Origin of the sequence: Cuniculiplasma divulgatum (genome assembly GCA_031200235.1) — an archaeon.
Taxonomy (GTDB): Archaea; Thermoplasmatota; Thermoplasmata; order Thermoplasmatales; family Thermoplasmataceae; genus UBA509.
On record CP133595.1, the window covers coordinates 1,260,258 to 1,282,811 of the forward strand.

Consider the following 22,554-nt stretch of genomic DNA (forward strand, 5'->3'; position numbering starts at 1 on the left):
CGACAGTTCATGTTCAGGCGGGTCAAGCCGGGTAATGGCCTATCACTCTGTAAAGGTTATCTCTCTCCACAGCTTCCATTCCTATCTGGTTAAGCCCGTTTATTATGGCATCCTTCCTGAGGTTGCCCACCTGCTTTCCAGTGGCAGGAATAACCTTCTCATCGTATATGGTGCCGCCCCAGTCATTCGCCCCGAAAAGTACGGACATCTGCCCCATCTGGATTCCATTGGTCAGCCATGAACTCTGGATGGTTGGAATGGAATTATTCAGGACAATCCTGGATATGGCTATATTGCGAAGTACGTCTGCGCCGCCGGCGCGGTACATCACCGCCCCAGACTTCTGAAGCTGGGTATTGCCCGGCTCAAAGTTCCACGGAGTGAAGCTCAAAAATCCGTTGTACTTGCTCTGAAGATCAACCAGAGCAAGCAGATGATCTGCTTTGTGGCGTGATTCCTCAACATGGCCAAACATCATTGTGGCGGAACTGTGGACGCCAAGCCTGTGGGCAGTTTCCATCACTTCAAGCCACTGCTTCCCACTGCCTTTCGGCCTGCCAAGAACCTTCCTGACATCATCGTCAAATATCTCGGCACCTGCGCCGGGTATTGACTGCATGCCAGCTTCCACAAGTGATTTTATGATATCTGCCACACTTGTATGTTCCTTTCTGGCAATAAATGATATCTCCGACGTGGAGAGTCCATGAATCCCCAGATCCGGATAAGCTTCATGAATTGAACGGAAGAGATCGGTATAGTATTCAAGAGGAAGGGCAGGATTCACTCCTCCCTGTATGAGCAGCTGCGTGATATGGAAATTCCTGTAGTATGGCTCAATTTCCTTTATGACCTGTTTCTTTGTAAGAAGGAAGGCATCAGATTCTGTACCAGTTCTGTAAAATGCACAGAAATTGCACCTGACGTTGCATATGTTGGTGTAATTCAGTATCATATTGGATACGAATGAAACGGTGTTCCCGGATTTCTCCTGTGCAAGGAATCTGGCAGCCTGGCCCAGAGAATTGAGGTCTGCTTCATCATACATGAAAATAATATCGTCCCTGGTGGGTATTTCACCACTCTGTACGCTTCTCAGAATATCATCAACCTGGTCAGGCTGTTTGAGCATAGTCCTTTATTGATAATGACTATTAATCCTTTGGCAAATTGTTCCGGTTGCTGTTGGAATCGCGTCCCGTGCCATTATATTATGCCAGGGCACTTAACTCTGCCAGGTACAGAAAAACACCGTTAAACCAGGATCAACCGGCGTGATACAGGGTGCTGAGCAACTTCATGACTTCCAGAAGCCTGGCGAATAACTGGGCAATGGATGAGGTAGAGGAAATGGATCATTACCGGAATGGGTGAAAATGAATCCACTAGAAACGGTTAACTACAATCAGGTAATTTTGAACAATGGAAGGTTTTTCCCAGTATCCTCTGGATTACTGGACAGAGCAGATTAGGGCTGGCTATCCCCTTTCCTTCAAAGAAGGAGTTGCCATGGAAAAGGACTTGAATCTTTACCAGCTCATGAAACTGGCAAACAATCTCACGTCTGTGCAGGTTGGCAATGTGGTCTCATATGCCGTTTCTTATAATATAAACTATTCAAATTACTGTACAGCTAGCTGTCCCATATGTGCATTTTATGTTCCCATGAAAATGAAGGGTAAGACGGACAGGGGGTATGAGCTGTCACTGGATCAGATAAGGTCTGAGCTGGGCAAGGCAAAGGCTGCCGGTGCCACAGAAATCCATATAGTTGGCGGTTTTAACAGTGATCTTCCAGTAGAATACTACGAGGAAGTTTTCAGGACAGTCAAGAGGGAAATTCCTGACATAACCCTCAAGGCGCTTACCATTCCAGAGATTGATTTCATAGCCCGCACAACCGGAAACAGCCTTACCGAGATATTGAGCAGATTCAGGGCTGCCGGGATGGATGCACATACCGGTGGTGGAGCGGAGATATTTGACGCAGAAGTAAGGAAACAGATCACAACACCGCAGAAAATATCCGGCGAGAAATGGCTGGAGGATGCAAAGGTAATACACAGCATGGGAATACCAGGCAATTCAACAATGACATACGGCCACGTGGAGAAGATCGAACACATCATAGATCACATAATAAGGATAAGGGACAACCAGCGTGAAGTGCCGGGATTTCTCTCCTTTATCCCACTGAAGTTCAGCCCTGACAACACACCTCTCCAGAAAAGTGGAAGGGTCAGGATGCCCGCATCAGGAGAGACAGACCTGAAGGTCATAGCCCTTGCCAGGATACTTGCAGGGCAGGATATACCAAACATAAGCGTGTACTGGGTGTCACTGGGCAAGGGAATAGCACAGGTTGCACTCACGGGCGGCGGCAGTGATCTTGTTGGTACAGCATTCAGCGAGAAGATATTCGGGGCTACAGACAGGAAAGAGGGCACAAGTGTGGAGGAACTGAATGAACTCGTCAGGCAGATTGGAAAGATACCTGCCCAGAGAGACACATTCTACAGGATAAAAAATTATTTTTAGAAACCACCCGGTTCAAGGATGCTGTTCTCCCGAAAGCCTGAGGAGGACACCATGAGCATGGGTCCATGCAGGCACATTCTGAAGGGCCACGGCTATACCATGGTGATAACCAGCCGCAATGGCTGTACCGGCCACAACAGCACTTCCTGCCGTTAGTACGATTTTTGCTGCAAGTGCGCTCATCATTAAACTTTCAGCTTAACTGAGCTATAAAATATTCTGGTACAGATCTGCAGTTCTGTCCAAATGCTTTGCAGAATGATCATAACTGTTACATTTTTGACACTGGGTGCAATTACCATAAGAACTGAATGATTGGACTCATAAATTTCACCCATAGCTGTCCTCTTCACAGGGCTTATCCAGATCCTGCTGGAATGGTCATGGATTCGCCCCGTGGAATAATCTCTTCCATCCTTGACGGGAGCATTGCCTGTGGAATGGTGTCACTGCTGGAATATTTCAGCCACAGGGATGTTCTGGAACTTGAGAATTCTGCAGTTATTTCATCCATTGGTCCTGTGATCTCAACATTGCTTGTTTCCCGAGGAACGCTTCCCCATAAGGGCATGGAAATCGCAGTCACGCGGCATACCAGGACAACGGAGATGTACCTGAAATATATCCTGCGGAGTGAAGGCATTGAATATGAAACAAAACCAAGCAGCAGCACTGAGGCCCAAGACCTTCTCAATGAAGCGGAGTTTGCACTTGTCATAGGGGATGAGGCACTCAGTGCATTCAGCAGCGGATTCAGGATTATATGGGACATAGGTTACGAATTCAACCGCATCAGTTCCCATGCACCTGTATTTGCAGTGACAGTGAAGAGAAAGGGAGTGGGCTGCTCACGGGAGATAGGGCATCTCAACAGTGCCATGATGCATGCCCATGAGTTCAGGGATGAATGCACGGTGGAATCAGCCAGGAAGCTTGGAATTTCCAGTGCAATAATGAAGCGGTACTATTCTCTTGTAAGGTATGAGTTTACCACAGAAACCTTAAAATCCATTGAATTTGCTTCATCCATAGCCCATGAACTGTATGGGATTGAATCCTGATCCAGACCTGTACAGGGCCATTGAATGGAGATCCAGAATGGGCTCTGAACAGATTTATTTAGGCGTTTAGCCTTACGTCAACATGTTCACAGATAAATTCCAGCAGATAAGGGAAGCCCTCACGTATGACGATGTCCTTCTGATTCCTTCCAGAACTGCAGTGGAACCCAGGGAAGTAAATATTTCATCAAATTTTTCCAGGCACATAAAACTCAAGGTTCCCATTGTGAGTTCCCCCATGGATACTGTCACAGAGAGCGGAATGGCAATGGCCATGGCAAAGCAGGGGGCACTGGGAATAATTCACAGAAACATCACCATGAACCAGCAGATAGGCTTTGTAAGAAGAGTCAAAAGAGAGGAGACCATTGTAATAAGGAATGTGCACACTGTATCCCCTGAGACAACAATAGACGATCTCAGGGATATAATGAGGACAAAGAACATCGGGGGACTTCCGGTGGTCTCCGGCGAGAAACTGGTGGGCATCGTGACCCGCAGGGATCTGGACTTTGCAGGAAAGGGAAGAAACACTGTTGAGGACATAATGATCCGGAAGGTCATATCCGCCAATGACAATATACCAATTGAGGAAGCGGTGGAGATACTGCACAAGAACAGGATAGAGAAGCTGCCGCTGGTGGACAGGAATGGCAGGGTTGTGGGGCTCATAACCGCCAAGGACATAAGAAACAGGGAGAAATTCCCGGAAGCAAGCAGGGATGAAAACGGCCAGCTTCTTGTTGGGGCAGCCGTTGGCCCCTTTGATCTGGAAAGGGCGCAGGCACTTGAAAAGGAGGGCGTGGATGCCATAGTAATTGATACTGCTCACGCCCACAATGAGAATGTGCTGAACTCCATCAAGAAGATGAGGAAACTTGTATCGGTTGACATAGTGGCAGGTAATATAGCCACCGCCGAGGCTGCGGAGGATCTCATCTCACTTGATGTGGACGGCCTGAGAGTTGGGATAGGGCCCGGTTCCATATGTACTACCAGAATCATCGCTGGAATCGGAGTCCCACAGATCACTGCTATTTCAGATGTGGCTGAGATTGCGGCCAAGCACGGTGTCCCGGTTATTGCAGATGGCGGAATCCGCTTTTCAGGGGACATTGTGAAGGCCATAGCTGCAGGGGCCGATGCGGTAATGCTTGGGTCAATATTCGCCGGAACAGAGGAGAGCCCCGGATCCGAGATGATAATGAACGGCAGGAAATACAAGGCTTACAGGGGAATGGGTTCACTGGGCGCCATACAGACTGGAATTTCCGATCGGTACGGAAAGATTGGATCAAACAAGTTTGTAGCAGAGGGCGTCGAGGGAGCAGTTCCATTCAAGGGAAGAGTTGACGAGGTTCTTTTCCAGCTTACGGGAGGAATGAAGTCAGGAATGGGGTATGTTGGAGCGCGGGATATCAGCGAACTCAAGACAAAATCAAGGTTTGTCAAGATAACATCCAGTGGCCTGAGGGAGAGCCATCCACATGACATAAGGATAGTCAGTGAGCCTCCAAATTACCAGATTTATCAGGTGTAGAGGGAAAAAATCCCTTTCCATCTGTTTATATTCCAGAATTCAATTAGCATGGAATGATGAAAAAACCCGTGGCTATTGCTGCACTTGCCGTGATTGCCGTGGCAATCCTTCTGGTGCCTGCAGTCAACGCAACTTCCGTTACAGTTATGTTGAATCCAGATAATGATAGCGCAACTGTGAACGCCTATTTCAATTCAACACTGACAGTAAATGTTTCAGAATCATCCACTTTATTATCATCCCTGCTGGCTGTTGTATCAGGAATTTTGCCGGAGAATTCCTCATATAATGGATATATTTCAGATAATTCAACGGCTTTCAAAGCGGTAAATGCTTCCATTCAGGAAAGGGACAGTAAAGCTGTGCTTCAGAATCTATCATACAGCTTAGTCAGCAGCGTTTCCAACTCAACTACAGACGGATATAAGGTAATGGTCATCCAGACTTCTGCAGAACTGGCAATGAATATCAGCGGGATTTTCAGCAACCACAGCGCCAACCTCTCATGGAGATCATTCCAGGTTACAAGTGGTCTGAGTCTGGGAGGCAGCTACAGCGGAATCGTCAAGGTCAACAATTCCGGCGTGAACGTGTTCAACCTGTCTGCCTTTCAGGTCTCCCTGACAAAGTGGAACAGAACATATGATGCAGCCACAAATACCACGACCTTCAGTTACAACGCAGGAACAACTGGCAATTATTCCTGGAGCCTCAGTGGAGGAAATGTTAACGTGTCACTGCTCATTGATCCATCCTATACAATCTCAACTCCAGGATATGCCGTCGTGTCCTCCAATAACGTTAATGTCACTTCCCCTCCAAGGTCATCTCCAGCAGCTTACTACGTCATTGCCACCATTCTCGTAATCGGTGCAGCGGTATCATTCTATTTCGCAAGGAGAAGGCGCTGATCCTTCTCAAATTCTTCATGGCATAATATGCTGGAGCCAGATGATATCAGTTAATGGGGGCGACTAACTGGCAGGACTACACCCACTGACTGTTCAGTAAAACACCTTCACGGAATGCAGTTCAAGAACACTGTTGCTTATGCCGTCCTGTATGTCATTCATGAGGCGGAAAATCCTTACGAAATTGTCCTTGAATCTTTCCATCCTTTTGGGATTCCGCAATATGGCTGCGGGGTGGTACTGCGGGGCAAGTATATGTCCTGAAAGATACATGAAGCGCCCCTCAACCTCTGAGACCTTCCCCAGGTTTGACCCCAAAATTAGAGATACTGATTTTAGGGCAGCATTGCCCATTGGAACCATGATGCGAGGCCTGAGTGCAGCAATCTCCTTTTTCAGATAGTCAGAACACTGCCTTATTTCGCCCATCTTTGGAGATTTTCCTATCATCGGTCTGCATCTCACAGAATTTGTTATATACAGATCATGGGGAAGAATCCCGGCATATTCAAGTGCCCTGTTCAAGAGCTGTCCACTTCTGCCGACGAACGGTTTTCCCACCTCATCCTCCTTTGCCCCAGGTGCTTCACCAATTATCATTATGCGTGGTGAATCGCTGCCAAAACCGCATACAGCATTTTTCCTGGAGAGGTACAGATCACATTTCTTGCACATTGATATTTCAGAGCAAAGATCACGTAGTTCCTGCATCTTCAGGACTTCATGGGGAGGAACCTATAAAACTATTCAGCGCACAACTCTGTTTGTAGCTGTCCAGAATCAGACCTCTTCGCCGGGGGCTTCCAATATTTTTTCATCGCGGGCAGACCTGCTCTTCCAGGAACTCAGGAATATCCCGGCACCAATGAGCGCAAACCCACCATACGTGAACAGGGTGTTATTTTCCTTCAGGATGAAATAGCTGAAAACTATTGACAGGGCTGGAACCGTGAAGAAAAAGGCCGAGATTTCCGACACGGAATACTTTGTGTAGAGCCTCATGTAAATCCAGTAAGCCACGGACGTGCTCAGGGCCCCCATGTATATCATGATGATAAGGAACTGGGGTGTCAGCCTCGCAAAGTTCACAAGGTGAAATGGAAAAACCACTGCCGCAACAATGGGGAGTGCATATAGAAACTGCAGTGAGTTCACTGTCATGCTTCCCACCTCAAGGAGGTACTTGCGGAAGAATACTGTTGCCAGCGACCAGCTGATGGCAGCCAGAATAAGAAGCACAAGCCCCAGTCCGGGTCTTATGAAGAGCTGCTGGATGAAGATAAAAATGAGCCCGGCAAAGCCCACAGCAGTTCCGGCTACCCTTGCCCGTGAGAGCTTCTCTCCCAGCAGCAATGCCGATAGTGCAATGGTGATCACAGGATATGAATAAATTATGATGGATGAAAGTGCTGAACTTTCCGTTGATTCTCCAACAAACCAGAAGCCCATGAAAAATATGAGGTTAAGAATGGAGAATACCAGAATCTTCAGGTTCGTGGCCAGATCACGTGGGAAGTGGATTCCTTTCCTGAAGATTATGAAGGATGCTATGGCTGCGAAGAATATTCGGAAAAACAGCAGTGATAATGAGGATTGGTAAACAATGGCGAATTTAACGAGCGGGTAGTTCAGGGCCCAGAATGAGGCCATTGCTATGAAGCCCGCGGTATCCTCTGCTTTTGACACAGTATGTGCATTCACTTAAAAAATAAATCCTTATTGTGTTCACTGGGTAACGGAATTACACTAAAGGGTTAAGTAAACTAGGGCTATTTGGCAATCATGCCGGATCAGCTTTTCAGCGACAGAGTTTCGATCCTGGAGTATTTCCACAAGCACGGAATTCTTGTCTCACCGCAGGCACTTAACATCATACTGGAAAGGAGCATGGGATCGCTCATACCAAGGCTCCTGTCGCAGGAGGTTGAATCAGCAGGATATATTGATGACAAGGCTGTTAGAAAGCTGATTCGCGGTGAACAGAAAACGGAGAGAATGGATTATGAAGTCAACCTGCCGGACATAAGGGTGAACAGCTCAGTTGAGGACTTCCGGAAGATGTTCGTGAGCAGGTACGAGAAATTGAGGAAAATCGTATCACTTTCTGGGACAATGCGCGGGTCCATGGACATAAGGACGGCAAAGAAGACATACGGCGAGGTAAAAATTGTTGGCATGGTGTCATCCGTGGATGTCACCAGGAACGGCCACAAGCGTGTACTGCTTGAAGACATGGACGACAGCATCCAGGCAATAATAATGAAGGACAAGGGGCTGTCCAACGAACTCATCATCCAGGACGAAGTCATCGGGGTGATTGGGTCTGTCAGCAGGGGGCCAGGAGAACCTGTCCTGTTTCCAAACGAGATTGTCAGGCCGGACATACCGTATCGTGTCATGGAGGATACTGGGAAGGAACCGGTATATGTCGCATCACTATCCGACATTCATGTAGGTTCCAAAACATTCAGGAAGGATGATTTCCGCAGGCTGCTGAACTGGATAAAGTCCTCAGACAAGGAAGCAGCAAACCTGAAATATCTCATTCTCAGCGGTGACGTGGTTGATGGTATTGGTGTCTACCCCGGACAGGAGGATGATCTGGAACTCATTAACCCCTCTGAACAATACGGGAAACTAGGCGAGTACCTTAGCGAGATCCCGGAGGACATACAGATATTCGTCATGCCGGGAAATCACGATGTGGTCAGGCTTGCTGAGCCTCAGCCGAATTTCACCGGAAAGCTGAAGGAAATATTTCCGGAGAATGCCGTCATGCTTCCAAACCCTTTCAACCTGAAGCTGGAGGGCAAGAACGTTCTGCTTTATCATGGTATGTCCCTGAACGACATGATAGAGCTTGTCCCCGGCGCCAATTACACATCCATAGGCAAGGCCATAGAAGAAATGCTGAAGAGAAGGCATCTTGCCCCTAAGTATGGTGGAAAGACACCCCTGATCCCGTCGCCCAATGATTATCATGTTATTGAGGAAGTTCCGGATATTTTCATAACTGGCCACATACATTCGCACTATCTGGGGAATTACAGGGGAGTGAGGTATGTGAACTCATCAACCTGGCAGTCACAGACAGATTACCAGAAGATGATGAATTTCTCGCCGAACCCTTCAATAATGACAATGTTCGATCTTCACTCACGATCTACAATAATAAAAAATTTTGAAAACCCTAGTCCATAAATCAGAAAGTTTTCTTAATGATCTCTTCGATTTCTTTCCTGAATGTGCCTACAAAATCCGATACAGCCTCATCCTTTATGGAACTGGGTGTGCTGAGGAGTCCTATCTCCGCAGTGACCTTTGCCATCCTTGCCATGGCATCATATTCCTTGAATTTGCTTTCCATGAACTTTTCAAGTATACTCATTATCTCGTTCTTAATCTCTTCATTCTGGTTTATCTTCCTCTTAAGATATTCCTTCACAAGGTCCTTGATAATCTCATGAAGAGCCTCAAAATACAGGTCTTCCGAGGGCATTGCCTTGAAGAAGTTGCTAAGGTATCTTTCAATGTCTTCTGCCACAGATCATCAGGCAATCTTTGTAAATAAATTCTGTTATCCGGTCCGTTTTTTACAGGTCACCATTACGGAACAAGCACGTTCAAAGATTCCGGGCACAGAAAATACGCAGTGGATGGTTAAAGATAAATAAAACCATTGGATATGGAAGAACTCACTGCCTTTCAATCTAGGTTCAGTGACTACTGGATTGCAGAAATTTCAGAGGTGTAACATTGAAGAGAAGCTCAAGAGACTGGAAAAAGCGCGGTAAAATGCGCTGGAAATGGAGAAAAAAGAGAATTCGAAGACTGAAGAGAGAACGGAAGGCAAACAGAGAGTAACGGGAGCATGGGGTAATCAGGCCATCCTAGCGGGCTCCAGTCAGGTTATGATTAACTATGGGTCACCTGAATTTGTGATGAGTGACTGGAACTATGAACCAGGAAGAGACCCGTAGATCTGGGTTCGAATCCCAGTGCTCCCACTAGCCACACGCACATTTTTTCTCAATATAAAGTCAAGTTTTTCCACTGTTCTGCGGCTTTTCTTTCAAAGGAAAAACCCACTTCACGCTTTGATATGCATTACATAATTCCATGATCTCTTCGTACTTTGCAGCATTGAATCTTTGCATCACATGGGTTTTATCACTTCAAGAAATGGTTTATGCAATTGATCATTTTGGATGCCTGTTGGGGTTCCACATCCCTTAGAGTACTTTTATTAAAAATAAGAAAAACAGGTGGATGTGTCTGAGATCAAAGGGATTTGAAAAGGTTCACTGCCCCTGTCCGAGAGAGAACCCGGGTTTCCCATCAAATGTGAATAGACCTTCAGTTTTCACAGGAGGATACCCTGACCTGACAAGTCGGGTCAACAGTGCAAGTACATCCTCATCTGATACAGTCTCTGCCGATCCGGGGGGTTGGAACCGGCAGCGCCAGTGATCAACGCAAAAAGTTTCTGGCATTCCGCCCGGATATACCTTGGTTCCCCTGTTTGTGATCATTGTTAGTGAGAACTCAGGTCCCGCAACTTTTTCAAGACTCTTCCCAAGTGTTTCCGGATTCCCCTGCCAGTCAAGAAATACGTCAATACCAACAAGTTTTTTATCGGGCCTCTTCCCTGGTGTAAGCGTGATCTGAATGGGTGGAAGCTTATCCGGATAGCTGACTGCCTTCAGCTTTGTTGGCTTCTGCCCCAATCTGCTTATAACAGCTTCGGCAAACTCTCTGGTTCCAACCTTTTCAGTTGAAACTTCAGGATCATATATGTCGTAGGTGTGAATTCCGTCCTCGATGGTCTTAAGCCACGCATTATGCACGCGTTCAGCCACCTTACCCTGCCCTATGTGCACCAGCATCTGAACCGCCGCAAGAAGCAGACCCGATGGATTCGCAACATTCTGCCCGGCTCTCCGTGGAGCTGATCCGTGTATGGCTTCAAACATTGCAATGCCGTCCCCCACATTGGCGCTTCCGGCGAGCCCAACCGATCCTGCTATCTGCGCAGCCACATCAGAAAGAATATCTCCATAAAGATTTGGAAGAACCAGTACATCAAAATCTTCGGGAGTGTCAGCCAACTTTGCCGCGCCGATGTCAACTATCCAGTGTTCGCTCTTAATGTCCGGGTATTCCTTCGATACCTCGTCAAAGACTTTGTGGAATAAGCCATCGGTCATTTTCATTATGTTATCCTTGGTGAAGCAGGTTACCTTATGCCGCCCGTATCTTCTGGCGTATTCAAAGGCATACCTGATAAGTCTCTCAGATCCGGGTCTCGATATGAGCTTGAGGCATTGTACAACTTCATCCGTCTGCCTGTGCTCAATACCTCCATATAGATCCTCTTCATTTTCCCTGATTATTACCACGTCCATGTTCGGATGCTTGGTGAAGACAAATGGCGCATAGGAGGGGCACTGCCTGACATTTGCATAAAGCCCGAGAGTTTTCCTGATGGTAACGTTCAAGCTCTTGAAACCCCCTCCTTCAGGCGTGGTGATTGGTGCCTTCAAAAAAACTCTGGTTCTCCTCAGTGATTCCCATGCCGAAGGCTCTATACCTGAGGTGATACCCTTCAGATAGACGGATTCGCCTATCTGAATGGGTTCAATCTTCAGTCTGGCTCCCCCAGCCATTATTATTGATAGTGTTGCCTCCATAATTTCCGGGCCTATTCCGTCTCCATAAGCAACGGTAATTGGCGTTGCAGGATTATCGTGTTCATCAGATTGCATCAATACCCTGATAAAATTGCCAATACTTCAAACTTCGGATCACAGGGCAATACTGGTGAACATGGCAACTAAAGGTTTCACCTGCTCCCCGGCTGGAACGGTTTCAGATAGGACTTTCCGTTATTTCAATTCACAATATACCTGATAGTCTGGGCAAACCTGTACATTTTCATCAATTGTTTAATTATTGATTAAGAAATATAGTGTCATAAATGAACAGATACCTGACTACAGGTCTCATCACAATGATGTTCGCATCTGTGTTCCAGTACTCATGGAATGCATTTGAGCTCACTCTGCCCATTGTTTCAGGCATTGACAAATATACCCTGAGCCTGGTCTTCACACTGTTCATAATCATATCATCGGTATCACAGATCTTCTCAGGCATTTTTGCAGATTACATTGGTCCAAGGAAAGTTTACATTGTCTCACTGATAATTTCAGGAGCAGGGCTGGTGCTTTCAAGCCAGTCCAGGAACGTATCAGAATTTGCCCTCTTCTGGCTTGTTGGTTCCGTTGGAGAGGGTTCTCTTTACGGAATTTCTGTGAACATGGCCCTGAAGTGGAATGAGGGAAACAGGGGCTTTGCATCTGGATTTGTTGGCATGGGATTTGGAATTGGTGCCGTGTTTGCAAATCCCTTCATTTTCATTTTCAAAAACTTCCGGCTACCCATGCTCATTATCGGGATACTGATGCTGGCTGTGCTGTTGGCTCTCTCAAGATTTGTGGATTATCCTGTTTTGAAGAGCGGCAGATCACCTGCCAGCGTCATAAGAGAGGGCCGCTGGTGGCTGATCTTTTCGTCCTATTCCTTTGCAGGATCACCACTCCAGCTGTTTTCCTTTTTCCTGCTGTTTCTTTCTCTGAAATTCGGCATATCATACCTGGTGCTGGTGACCATAATATTCCCGCTCATAAGCGGCATAGGGCGCCCCTTTATCGGAAAGATATCGGACAGTATCGGCAGGACGAGAGCCATAATATTCATTCTCATATTCATACTGGTTGGGTCTGTTCTGGCTTATCTAGGAACTGAAATATCAATACTTGCTGCTTCCATTCTTATTGCGCTATTCGGGGGATCACTTTTCACCCTGTATTCTTCACACGTCAGCGATCTGTACGGTTCAAAATATTCCACGGCCAACAACGGAATACTCTACTCTGGAAAAGCAGTTGCCGGAATTGCAGGCGTATTCATTTTCACCATAATAGACACATCATATGGAATAGGCAACGCCATGTATTTCATAATGTTCCTGGGAATACTTTCCATTGCAACGTTCCTTATAAGTACAGTGCATTCAAGAACTATTATGCCGGTCAGTGCCTCAGCAAAAAGGTGATGGGCATCCGAGAAGTGTAACTCCTGGAGGAATTGATTAGGTTGTAGTGCTCTCCTCCGTTTTTACCCCGAATGCACGCATCATTGATCTCATGGCAAAATAGGTGAGGGGTGCAACTGCTATGGCAATTATTGCAGCTCCTTCAAGCACAAGGGGAAAATAGATAAATCTGGATAGTGCAGAAAACAGCAATGCCATTACGGGTGAGGCACCTGCCGAAAACAGAACCGATATTGAATTGTACCTTCCGGTGAGATCATTTGGTATGACTTTGAGCGAGAAAGCCGAAAGCTGCACGTTTATGATTATAACATCAACGCCCATGGCTAAAGTCAGGAATGGCTCAATGAAGACATCAGGATCAATGGCTACCGCAAGCAGCAGGATGCCGATAAACAGCACCTCTACGGTGACAAGTATTAGAGAAAGCTTTGAAGAAATCTTTCCCATGGAGATAAGCAATCCCCCAAGAACTGAACCAACAGGAAATCCCAGCAGGAAAAGTGTATAGTAATAAGCAGGGGCATGCAGAACTATCCTTATGAGCCCTGATCCATAAACATCAAGCGAGATGAAGAGTCCATTGAGAATCAGGCTCAAGACCAGCAGGAAAGCCATCTTGCGGATGAAAACAAACACCTCGCCATAGTTCTTCCCGTGAGTATCGGCTCTTTCCATGACAATTGGAAAACTGAGGGCTGCAGAAAGGAAAGCTAAGGCCACAAGAAAGATCCTGAGGTAAGACATGCCAAGATAGATCATTGCCCCTCCCCCAATTATCCCAAGTATTTCTGAAATTGCAGTTCCGGTCTGATTCATGGATACTGCTTTTCCATATTGATCCTCCGGCATGATGCTCTTTATCATGCCCTGCAGTGAATCGGAAGCCACCCAGGCCAGAAGCGATGATATGAGGTCAACAACCATTATGATGAGAATGGTGTCTCCCAAGAAGAGAAGTGAGTAAGCCAGCACAAGGATTCCATCTGCTATGAAAAAAACCCTGCTCCTGTTCCTCCTGTCCAGCAGATGCCCCTCTGGAATTACTATGAGGAGGTAGCCCAGCAGAGAGAAAGCGGGAACAAGGCCAGCCAGGAAAACGGAATGAAATTTCGCTACAAGTTCCCAGATGAAGTAGACATAGAACAGGAAAGTGCTTGCCTTTGCCAGATTCCTTGCAATAAGAAATCTGTAGAATATGCGCCTGTTTACTTCCAGGTGTAAGTTATTGTCAGTCATATAAGTACACTTATACGTAATGTTTATGCTTATAGATAAACTTGTCCATTCATGGATCAGAATCAAAGGATTGAAACACTATTATCAGCCATATCCAACAGGACAAAACTTTCCATTATCACCCTGCTGGTTCGCCGAAAGCGGATGACGGTGACGCAGATGTCAAAACTCATCGGCACTACACGCTCAAACCTCTACCAGACCATAGGGGACCTCGTAAGCAGCGGAATCATAAATGAGCCGGAGGCAGTGGTAAACAGGAATTACGTGGAGAAATACTACACATTGAATGAACCCCTGTTCCAGGAACTTGACTCCGAGGTGTGGAACAGGAGGTTGCAGTCGCTCTCAGAGGATCAGTCAAGGGAGATCGTGGTATCATTTCTTCTGTCCCAGTCAATGAATCTGCAGATCATAGCTCAGGAAATTCAAATGTATCCCGAAAGAAGCTCGCCAAAAATTAAGGAGTTGCTGAAGGGTGACAGGATATTCATGAGTTATGGCAGAACATCCGATGCAACATATAGCAAATTTCTTGATCACGAGAAATCGCTTATAAAGATCTTTCAGGAGAATCCGGACGATGACGGCGATAATACATACGTGATTCTGGGAATTCCGGGTCTGATGGACTTCGGGGAACCTGAAAAATCCGGCCGCAGTAAAGCAAAGAGGAGGGAATGACAAAATTTATTAGAAGAAAGGCTTCGTCTGATCATGTCATACACATCTGAAATAAGCAGGCGAAACCCAGGACTGTTCATTTTCATGGTTGATCAGTCCAGATCCATGAGCCACAAACTTGGCGGCACACTGAGATCAAAATCACAGGAGGCTGCTGATGCCATAAACAGGCAGATTTATGAGCTCATATACAGGTGCACGAAAACAGATGGCGTCAGGGACTATTTTGATATTGGTATAATAGGCTATGGCGCCGCTGCAGATACTGCTGCATCATTGCTTAAGGAAGCTGACATAGTTCCAATTTCGAAGCTGGCTGCCAGCCCTCTGAGAATGGAAAAGAGAACTGAGAAAGTTACCGATCCGGACGGAAGTGAGGTTGAAACAGAATTCGAATTTCCGGTGTGGTTTGAACCAGTCGCAAACTCCAACACACCAATGGTGAAGGCATTCCAGCTTGCAAAGGAATGGATCGATGACTGGTCCGCGGAGCACAGGGATTCTTACCCGCCTGTGGTCATAAATATCTCTGATGGCGCAGCAACCGACGGAGATCCCATGAAAATTGCCAGGGAAATCATGGAAATGAGCACTTCGGATGGCAAGGTGCTTCTCTGGAACTGCCATCTTTCTGAGCTTAAGGGGGCAAGGCCGCTGGCGTTTCCATCCGATCAAGCTGTCCTTCCAAGGGATGACAAGTTTGCACAGCAGCTCTTCGACATGTCAAGTGTCCTTCCTGACAGCTTCCTGAGCATTGCGCAGGAGCGGTCGCTTGATGTGAACAGCAACTCCCGCGCATATGTATTCAATGCGGGACTTGACGAACTGCTGGAACTGCTTGACATAGGAACAAGGGCCCCAACAGAAAATCTTCAATGAGCGGCATTCAGGTCCTGGGCTTCAGGATGAGCAAGCTTGGCAACAGGTCCACGGACTGTGAGGATTTCTACAGCTGGGATCTTGCCAGGATGAAGTTTGCCATGGCAGATGGTGCCAGTTCATCCATATTTTCTGATATCTGGGCCCGATCCCTTACACAGGCTGCTATGGATGTCAATCTCTCCCTGGATGACAGTCCAGATTCCCTCCTTTTAAGCGTGATGAAAGCCGCCAGGAAGAACTGGTATGGCAGTATACAGTGGGCCGGGCTGCCGTGGTTCCTTCGCAACAAATCCGTATCTGGATCCCATTCAACTCTCCTTCTGATGCAGGCATGGCCTCTTGCTTCATCGTACCGTTATTCTGCTGTTGCCGTTGGAGACACCTGCATGTTTGTCCTGAAGGGCCAGAAGGTCGAGGATTCTTTTCCACTGAAGCAGTATTCTGATTTCGGGAACACTCCGTCACTGGTATGGAGCGGAAAAGGAAGCCCCATATCGGCAAATGTCAGGATGGCTCTTCCAAAATACTCTGCAGTATCCGGGACAATTGCCCCAGGCAGCACTGTGATACTGGCAACAGATGCTGTCTCAAAATGGATTCTGGAGCATGGGAAACCGCAGGAAATCCTGGAAGTTATGGGAAATGATCACGCCATGAAAGGATTCATAAGCAGGGAGATCAACGCCAGAAGGATGCGCAACGACGACACGGCAATCGTAGCCATACGCATCACGTGATGATCTGGTCAAGGGAAAAGCCATCCCACAACGGATCCTTAGACAGGAACTGGAGAAGAAGATCAATGATTTTCTTTATATTCCTGCTCCTGGTTTTCCTGAGTTCAGAGAAAACTGCGGATTCTGACGGTTTCAGGTAGTCAGGCTTCCTGAGTATAAGGCAGTCTGGATCGTCGCCGTTGAATTTCTCCCACAGTTCAGGCTTTATGGTCAGTGCCTGCATAGCTAGCTGTATTACAACCACAGAGAAGGTGTCAAGCTTTTCGCTGTATGTGTCAGCCTTCCTTCCGGGATGCTGGAAATCAGCATGGCCAAGCTCTGTTGCTCTCTCTCCCTTGAAAGCAGGGATGAACATTCCGTCGTAGTCCACGAATTTTATCTTCCCCTTTGAGTCTATGATTATGTTGTCACCTGAAAGGTCACCATGGGCTATCCCTGCTGACTGAAGAGCCATAGCAGCCTCAACAATGCGATTTCCAGTTGTCTTAAGGATTCTAGGTTCCGAGATGTGTGCCGATATGAACTGATTCAGAGTTGTCCCCTCTATCCATTCCATCCGGAGCATTGGGAAGTAAACGCCGTTAACCTTCCGCGTCTTGATACCCTCCGGGTAATATACGAAATGCGTCAGGCAGTCTGGCGCATTTTGCAGGCTGTTAAGGTATGAACTGATGGTGCTGTATCTCTGGTTTATGCTCAGAGATTTCTTGGTGAAGCATTTGAGGGCATAGAATTTTCCGTCTCCCGTTGATATTTTGTAAATGGAGCCGTAATTGCCGGAAGCATGGACATACCAGGACGGGTTCTTAGGATTCCTTACGGCTTCCCAGGTATCAGTTTTGCCAATGGACGGGCTCAGGTTAAGTTTGAGTGTCTGGAAGGACTGCTCATAATCCTGCCCGGAAGGCCACTGCCCGTTGTATACCGGTGGAACTTTCTGGATTATCCTTGTCACGGTCTGTGTGATGCCGCTTCCTCTGGTGGATCCTGATTGCTGCGGCGGGGGCGCTGACGGAGTGACAACCGGATTGGAAGCAGGAACTGAGGTTACCGACGGAGCTGAGGCAGGCTGTGATGACGGCACCTTCTTTGCCACAACAGGTTGTGTTTTTGCATTGAGCGCATCATATATGCGTATGGCCATCTCCAGGACGCCTCTCCATTCATCCATGTCCGGTACAGAGAAAAGTATCCTCTTCCCAGCATTGTCAACTATGCAGAGTTTCTTCAGTATCCTACCCTCAATGGAAGCCGCGTACATCTTCTCCAGGGGTATCTGGATTCCTTTTCCCCCATCATCAGGGATGAAGGAAATGCCTCCCGCAGAGAGGATGAGCGATCCTTTCTGTCCATCAAGGGAGGCCGAAGTCCCCTTGAAAATTGTGGATCTCTCGTTCTGGGCCATTTCTCAGTCCATATTCACCCATGAGTTCTTAAGGGTTGGCATTGTCTGGTAGATTCAGTTCTCAATAGGGATATCTTGTGAGCCCACCATCTATTGGGATATTTGCTCCGTTTATGTACGACGCCTCAGGGCTGCAGAGGAAGCTTACCAGGTGGCCAATTTCATCAGGTTCCCCAATCCTTCCAACAGGTATGCTTGAGATTATCTTCCTCTTCTCTTCCTCAACGGAAGTCATGTTCAGGCGGGAATTCCGTTCTATGACTGCGCCGAGCCTTTCTGTAAGAAAATATCCCTGGGAGATGGAATTCACAGTCATTCCCTTTCTTCCAAGTTCTAGGCTGAGAATCTTGCCCAGATTCACAACTGCAGCCCGCAGTGAACCTGAGATGGCAAATCCCTCATAGGCCTCCCTGGTGGTCATTGATGTTATGAATATGATCCGCCCCTCCGACCCAATGATCTTTACAGTTTCTCTCACAAGTCCTACGGTTGCCCTGACGAACATTGAGATGTAACGGCTCCAGTCTTCGTCTCCTATATCCATGAAAGGGGCAAGCTTGGGATCGCCATAGTTAACAACAAGCGTATCAATACCACCCATGGATTTGGAAGCTTTCTCAACAATGTCGGCCGGATCCTCTGTGACCATGTTGAAGACTGATGATTCCACTCGGAGCCCTCTTTTTCGAAGCAAACCTGCGGAAGCCTCAATCCTGCTGCTTCCCGATGTCATGAAAATTGTCGCTCCCTTTTCCGCAAGCACAGAGGCAATGGCAAACCCAATTCCTGAACTTGCAGCGGTTATGAGCACTTTTCGTTCACTGAGTCTCTTCTGATTCATGGTATCACACATGCCTTTCCGCAGTAATCTTAGTTTCCATGGTAATGAAACATGATGCACCGATTATCCGAAAGTGATTCATGCCAGTTCCAGTGCATGGTTGGGCACAAATCCATCTTTCCTGTGAATCAGGATCGGCATATGCCTGGCCATCATCTCTGCAATTTCTGATTATTGAGAATATAGAGAATATTCTTTTATACTAATATACCATGATAAGGCATGAAAGTTCTCATATATTCCGATATTCACTCAAATCTGGAGGCAATGAAGGAAATCCTGAAGAGGGAAAAATTTGACAGTTCAATTTTCCTTGGCGACGCAGTTGATTATGGTCCAAAACCTGCCGAAACCCTGGACCTGATAATGGAGAACATGGATTATGGTGTGATGGGGAACCACGACTATGCGGCCGTTACGGGCGAAGACTGCAAATGCGCACCCGAAATGCATGATCTCAGTGAATTTTCAAGAACAGAGGTTACACTCCCCAATCTGTCAAAGGAAGACCTGGGGAAACTTGGCGCACTGAAGGAAACCATTGAGGCCGAGATAGATGGCAGGAAGATTTTCATGACTCACGCATCTCCAAACAACCACCTCTTCGGCTATCTTTTCGCAACTGAGGCAGAAATGGTCTGGAAGGATAAGCGGTATTCCTCATACGATCTTATACTGGTTGGGCACACGCATTTTCCAATGCTGTACCGTGGCAGGATAATCAACCCTGGAAGCGCCGGGCAGCCCCGTGACGGGGACTGGCGTCCCATGTATGCTGTCCTGGATACAGAATCAGGGGATATCACGTACAAAAGGTTCAGGTATGACAATAACGAGACCTGGAGGCAGATCAGGGAAGTAGTTCAGGAGGGGTCACCATATCTGGATCAGCTCAGAAAATTCTATTTCTGAGAAGAATCAGAACAGTGTACCGAAGTCAGATTTCTTCTCCTCCAGCCATTCTTCCTGCTGGCTGTTGCACCTGACACCATATCTTTCTGCCATGGATTCTATGTTTTTCACAAGGTTCAGGTGCCATGCCTTATCCACGTGGTATGATCTCTCTGCAACAAATCCTGGAACAGTGGAGTTCATAAGGCGGTTGGCTGCAACATATGGGACATAGGTATCGAAAATCACCCTTGAGCCGCTACGTGATGCAAGAGAAAATATTGCATCCATCTCATCAGGTTCATCATTGAATCCACGTATTATGGGCCCAAGGAATATCCATGTCTTAACACCCGAGTCTGAAAGATACATCAGGGCATCTCCGCGGGATCTGGGTGATGGGGCATGGGGCTCAATTATCCTGGCTTTCCTGTCATCAAGTGTTGTGATGGTGATCCCAACATCGCTGGAATTCCTGTGTGCTGCATATATTTCTGCATCCCTCCTGACAAGTGGCGACTTAGTCTGGACCGTTACCCTGAATCCAGATCTCAGGAGAAGATCAGCTGAAGCACCGCTGAGGCCGTACTTTGCCTCAACCGGCTGGTACGGATCTGTGACAGTTGAAATGCCAACAATCCCCCTCTTCATGCCTTTTATCTCCGCCTTCAGGAGATCCATAAGGTTGGTCTTGACGTAAACGACTTCCCCCCAGTTCTCTGCTGCATCCGCTATGCGGGTAAAGTCAACTGCATAACAGTATTTGCAGCCGTGAAGGCATCCTGAATAAGGGTTCAGCGCGTAATCCAGCTCAGCCATTCCAGATTTGGATATGGCAGTTTTGGCCCTGTATTCTACAACTCTCATGTCAAATCCTGAAGTACCTGTCAAGGTTGTTGTATTTCAGGGCGGGGACGACCTTTGATCTGCCCGTCCATCGTGATGGCTCCACCTTCATGAATTTAGAGATGTAAGCAATAGCCTCATCCAGGGTGTCGAACTGCACCGGCTGTGATCTGAAGAGTTCCCTCATGTTCTCCCTGACATACCATACGCCCACCGGGAGGTTGAAGCCGGGATATATTTCACGCCAGGTTATGGCGCCTCCTGATCTCCTCATGCCTGAGAATTTCTCAGCTACAGCCAGCCTTGCCGAATAATAGCACCCACCGATGCCAGGGTAGTCTTTCCTCCCGTTGTAGCCCTCGTCATCTATTTCCACGAAAGCATCTTCGCCCCACTGGTTCCATGTGCTGCCAGGAAACCATGATTCACCCCATTCGTACATCCAGCTTGAAGGAGTGAGAATCGCCATGAAAAGATTGCCCGGAGTCGGCCTTACAAAGGCAAGAAACTTGTCAATCTGGGGTAGATCCTTGGCCTTCTCCACCAGATCATCAGATAGGTTCTTGTCAACGGCAGTGATTGACCACCTGGTGGGAACAACCTTCCTGGCCTTCCCTATGCCAACAGCACCAACACTGAGTATTTTTGATATTCTCGAAACATCCACTCCACTTGAATAGAGATATTTCATTGCCTGGTTTGCCTTCAGATCAGTGTCTCCGTAAACCTTCTCAACATCCTTCCCCGGTGAGGCTCCTGAAACTTCTATCCTTCGCACAGGAGCGGAAGGCCCCATGGGAGGCAGATGCTCATCAAGAACAATATCTGAGGACACCAGATTTCGGTCAAACACCATGTCAACTTCCACGGATTTCTGGGAGAGTGCCATGAGCTGGATCTCCTGGAATACCCGATCCGGTGAGGCAGCGTCGTCTGTCTTCACGTCCATCCCTCCCCTTATGAGGGAAAGCCTCATTGAGAGAAATTCCTCCATGGGCATTCCAAGCCATGATGGCGTATCCTCGTAAACGGATGTATCTCCGTGCTCAGGTGGCGTTGATGGATAAATCTTGATGCGGGGATATCCGTATCTTCCAACAAAAACACTTGGAGGTGATGATCCGGAAATGGAATTACCACGTACACTGGATACTCTGGGCTGCACCATGTACTTTACGGAAATTGGGCAGAAAGTCAGGCCACACAACATCCTGGCTCCCCTGCAATTGAGGCACAGGGATGCCGGTATCTTCATTGTGGCCTTAACCTGCATATGAACAGATTGGCAACTGATATTTAAGTTATATTTTTTCGCAGTCGATACCACGTGGCATAAACTTTACGGGCCTACAGCCATGTAAAGTTAAATTCCATAATAGCAATACGGGGGAGATAATGACACTGAAACTTGACGCAAGATTGCTCTATGAAATAATGTCGGAGTTCCATACCCTGGGTGATGAGGAATATGGAGGGCAGGGAACGTTCCAGGAGGCCATTCTGGTTGGATACATATACGGTCTCCTGACTGAAAATCCCTCAAGCGTCATGACGCTGGATTCCGGTACGCACAAGGTTTTCAGTTATGGCGGGTACAGCTATATCATCTGGTTTGACGAAATATACGCATATGCGGAAGATGATGAGGATGAGAAAGAGCCACATGATCAGGCCACCGAAACATTCGAGGTTAAGATAGAGGACGTCTCGGAGGATGATGACCGTGAGGGCGATGACGATGAAGCGGTCCTTCTCCCGGTTGCAGTAGAGGGCCCTTACACGGCTGACGACATAAAAGATTTCCTGGCAAACGGTGACCTCTGAAAGGCGTACAGATAAACTAATATATCGATTTGGAGCTG

At 47.3% G+C, this 22,554-nt stretch carries 22 protein-coding genes and 1 tRNA gene; 12 read left to right on the top strand and 11 right to left on the bottom strand.

The features are described 5' to 3' along the window. Positions 1 to 22 precede the first annotated feature (22 nt). Positions 23 to 1,132 (bottom strand): CofH family radical SAM protein, encoded by a 1,110-nt coding sequence (locus tag RE469_06560; protein ID WMT43864.1) that lies wholly within the window; start codon positions 1,130 to 1,132, stop codon positions 23 to 25. Positions 1,133 to 1,422: 290 nt separating this feature from the next. Between RE469_06560 and RE469_06565 the strand changes: the two genes are divergently transcribed. After that, positions 1,423 to 2,538 (top strand): radical SAM protein, encoded by a 1,116-nt coding sequence (locus RE469_06565; GenBank protein WMT43865.1) that lies wholly within the window; start codon positions 1,423 to 1,425, stop codon positions 2,536 to 2,538. A 12-nt stretch (positions 2,539 to 2,550) separates the two neighbouring features. Here RE469_06565 and RE469_06570 read toward each other — a convergent pair whose 3' ends face one another. Further along, a complete protein-coding gene (locus RE469_06570) occupies positions 2,551 to 2,724 on the bottom strand; it encodes a hypothetical protein (protein ID WMT43866.1) in 174 nt (57 codons plus the stop codon). Between the two features lie 197 nt (positions 2,725 to 2,921). On the opposite strand from RE469_06570, the gene RE469_06575 reads away from it, so the two are divergent. From RE469_06575 to RE469_06585, 3 genes are all read left to right on the top strand, one after another. Next, positions 2,922 to 3,599, top strand: coding sequence for an MqnA/MqnD/SBP family protein (locus RE469_06575; GenBank protein WMT43867.1), 678 nt, complete (start codon positions 2,922 to 2,924; stop codon positions 3,597 to 3,599). Positions 3,600 to 3,681: 82 nt separating this feature from the next. Beyond that, the gene (guaB, locus tag RE469_06580) at positions 3,682 to 5,139 is read left to right on the top strand and encodes an IMP dehydrogenase (GenBank protein WMT43868.1); all 1,458 of its coding nucleotides are present in this window, start codon (positions 3,682 to 3,684) and stop codon (positions 5,137 to 5,139) included. Between the two features lie 53 nt (positions 5,140 to 5,192). Further along, positions 5,193 to 6,050, top strand: coding sequence for a hypothetical protein (locus tag RE469_06585; protein ID WMT43869.1), 858 nt, complete (start codon positions 5,193 to 5,195; stop codon positions 6,048 to 6,050). 93 nt (positions 6,051 to 6,143) lie between these two features. Here RE469_06585 and RE469_06590 read toward each other — a convergent pair whose 3' ends face one another. Together RE469_06590 and RE469_06595 are read right to left on the bottom strand one after the other, a co-directional pair. After that, entirely contained in the window at positions 6,144 to 6,761 is a 618-nt protein-coding gene (locus tag RE469_06590) for a uracil-DNA glycosylase (GenBank protein WMT43870.1), read from the bottom strand. A gap of 69 nt (positions 6,762 to 6,830) precedes the next feature. Beyond that, the gene (locus RE469_06595; protein ID WMT43871.1) at positions 6,831 to 7,736 is read right to left on the bottom strand and encodes a DMT family transporter; all 906 of its coding nucleotides are present in this window, start codon (positions 7,734 to 7,736) and stop codon (positions 6,831 to 6,833) included. Between the two features lie 96 nt (positions 7,737 to 7,832). On the opposite strand from RE469_06595, the gene RE469_06600 reads away from it, so the two are divergent. Further along, positions 7,833 to 9,251: a DNA-directed DNA polymerase II small subunit gene (locus tag RE469_06600; GenBank protein ID WMT43872.1), complete on the top strand. Its 1,419-nt coding sequence runs from the start codon at positions 7,833 to 7,835 to the stop codon at positions 9,249 to 9,251. Position 9,252: 1 nt separating this feature from the next. On the opposite strand, the gene RE469_06605 is transcribed toward RE469_06600, so the two are convergent. Further along, on the bottom strand, positions 9,253 to 9,594 hold the full coding sequence (locus RE469_06605) for a nitrite reductase (GenBank protein WMT43873.1): 342 nt from the start codon (positions 9,592 to 9,594) through the stop codon (positions 9,253 to 9,255). Positions 9,595 to 9,915: 321 nt separating this feature from the next. Here RE469_06605 and RE469_06610 point away from each other — a divergent pair. After that, positions 9,916 to 10,057 (top strand) — tRNA-Trp (locus tag RE469_06610). A 294-nt stretch (positions 10,058 to 10,351) separates the two neighbouring features. Here the strand turns inward: RE469_06610 and RE469_06615 are convergent. Beyond that, entirely contained in the window at positions 10,352 to 11,815 is a 1,464-nt protein-coding gene (locus RE469_06615) for an NADP-dependent isocitrate dehydrogenase (GenBank protein ID WMT43874.1), read from the bottom strand. A 212-nt stretch (positions 11,816 to 12,027) separates the two neighbouring features. Between RE469_06615 and RE469_06620 the strand changes: the two genes are divergently transcribed. Further along, positions 12,028 to 13,167: an MFS transporter gene (locus RE469_06620; GenBank protein WMT43875.1), complete on the top strand. Its 1,140-nt coding sequence runs from the start codon at positions 12,028 to 12,030 to the stop codon at positions 13,165 to 13,167. A gap of 36 nt (positions 13,168 to 13,203) precedes the next feature. On the opposite strand, the gene RE469_06625 is transcribed toward RE469_06620, so the two are convergent. Beyond that, positions 13,204 to 14,406: an MFS transporter gene (locus RE469_06625; protein WMT43876.1), complete on the bottom strand. Its 1,203-nt coding sequence runs from the start codon at positions 14,404 to 14,406 to the stop codon at positions 13,204 to 13,206. A 51-nt stretch (positions 14,407 to 14,457) separates the two neighbouring features. On the opposite strand from RE469_06625, the gene RE469_06630 reads away from it, so the two are divergent. The 3 genes from RE469_06630 to RE469_06640 are packed head-to-tail and all read left to right on the top strand — an operon-like array spanning position 14,458 to position 16,709. Then, positions 14,458 to 15,090 carry a winged helix-turn-helix domain-containing protein gene (locus RE469_06630; GenBank protein WMT43877.1) on the top strand — a complete coding sequence of 211 codons (633 nt, stop codon included), beginning with the start codon at positions 14,458 to 14,460 and terminating at the stop codon, positions 15,088 to 15,090. 33 nt (positions 15,091 to 15,123) lie between these two features. Further along, complete coding sequence (locus RE469_06635; protein ID WMT43878.1) at positions 15,124 to 15,969, top strand: VWA domain-containing protein; 846 nt, start codon at positions 15,124 to 15,126, stop codon at positions 15,967 to 15,969. Beyond that, complete coding sequence (locus RE469_06640) at positions 15,966 to 16,709, top strand: protein phosphatase 2C domain-containing protein (protein WMT43879.1); 744 nt, start codon at positions 15,966 to 15,968, stop codon at positions 16,707 to 16,709. The genes RE469_06635 and RE469_06640 overlap by 4 nt, the downstream gene beginning before the upstream one ends. Here RE469_06640 and RE469_06645 read toward each other — a convergent pair. Together RE469_06645 and RE469_06650 are read right to left on the bottom strand one after the other, a co-directional pair. Next, the gene (locus tag RE469_06645; protein ID WMT43880.1) at positions 16,702 to 18,114 is read right to left on the bottom strand and encodes a hypothetical protein; all 1,413 of its coding nucleotides are present in this window, start codon (positions 18,112 to 18,114) and stop codon (positions 16,702 to 16,704) included. The genes RE469_06640 and RE469_06645 overlap by 8 nt on opposite strands. A gap of 61 nt (positions 18,115 to 18,175) precedes the next feature. Continuing rightward, complete coding sequence (locus RE469_06650; protein ID WMT43881.1) at positions 18,176 to 18,955, bottom strand: SDR family oxidoreductase; 780 nt, start codon at positions 18,953 to 18,955, stop codon at positions 18,176 to 18,178. A gap of 222 nt (positions 18,956 to 19,177) precedes the next feature. Between RE469_06650 and RE469_06655 the strand changes: the two genes are divergently transcribed. Further along, a complete protein-coding gene (locus RE469_06655) occupies positions 19,178 to 19,867 on the top strand; it encodes a YfcE family phosphodiesterase (GenBank protein ID WMT43882.1) in 690 nt (229 codons plus the stop codon). A 6-nt stretch (positions 19,868 to 19,873) separates the two neighbouring features. On the opposite strand, the gene RE469_06660 is transcribed toward RE469_06655, so the two are convergent. Continuing rightward, on the bottom strand, positions 19,874 to 20,713 hold the full coding sequence (locus RE469_06660; protein ID WMT43883.1) for a radical SAM protein: 840 nt from the start codon (positions 20,711 to 20,713) through the stop codon (positions 19,874 to 19,876). A gap of 1 nt (position 20,714) precedes the next feature. Continuing rightward, the gene (locus RE469_06665; GenBank protein WMT43884.1) at positions 20,715 to 21,965 is read right to left on the bottom strand and encodes an Nre family DNA repair protein; all 1,251 of its coding nucleotides are present in this window, start codon (positions 21,963 to 21,965) and stop codon (positions 20,715 to 20,717) included. Positions 21,966 to 22,087: 122 nt separating this feature from the next. Here RE469_06665 and RE469_06670 point away from each other — a divergent pair, with 122 nt between their 5' ends. Then, complete coding sequence (locus RE469_06670) at positions 22,088 to 22,516, top strand: hypothetical protein (GenBank protein WMT43885.1); 429 nt, start codon at positions 22,088 to 22,090, stop codon at positions 22,514 to 22,516. Positions 22,517 to 22,554: the final 38 nt, after the last annotated feature.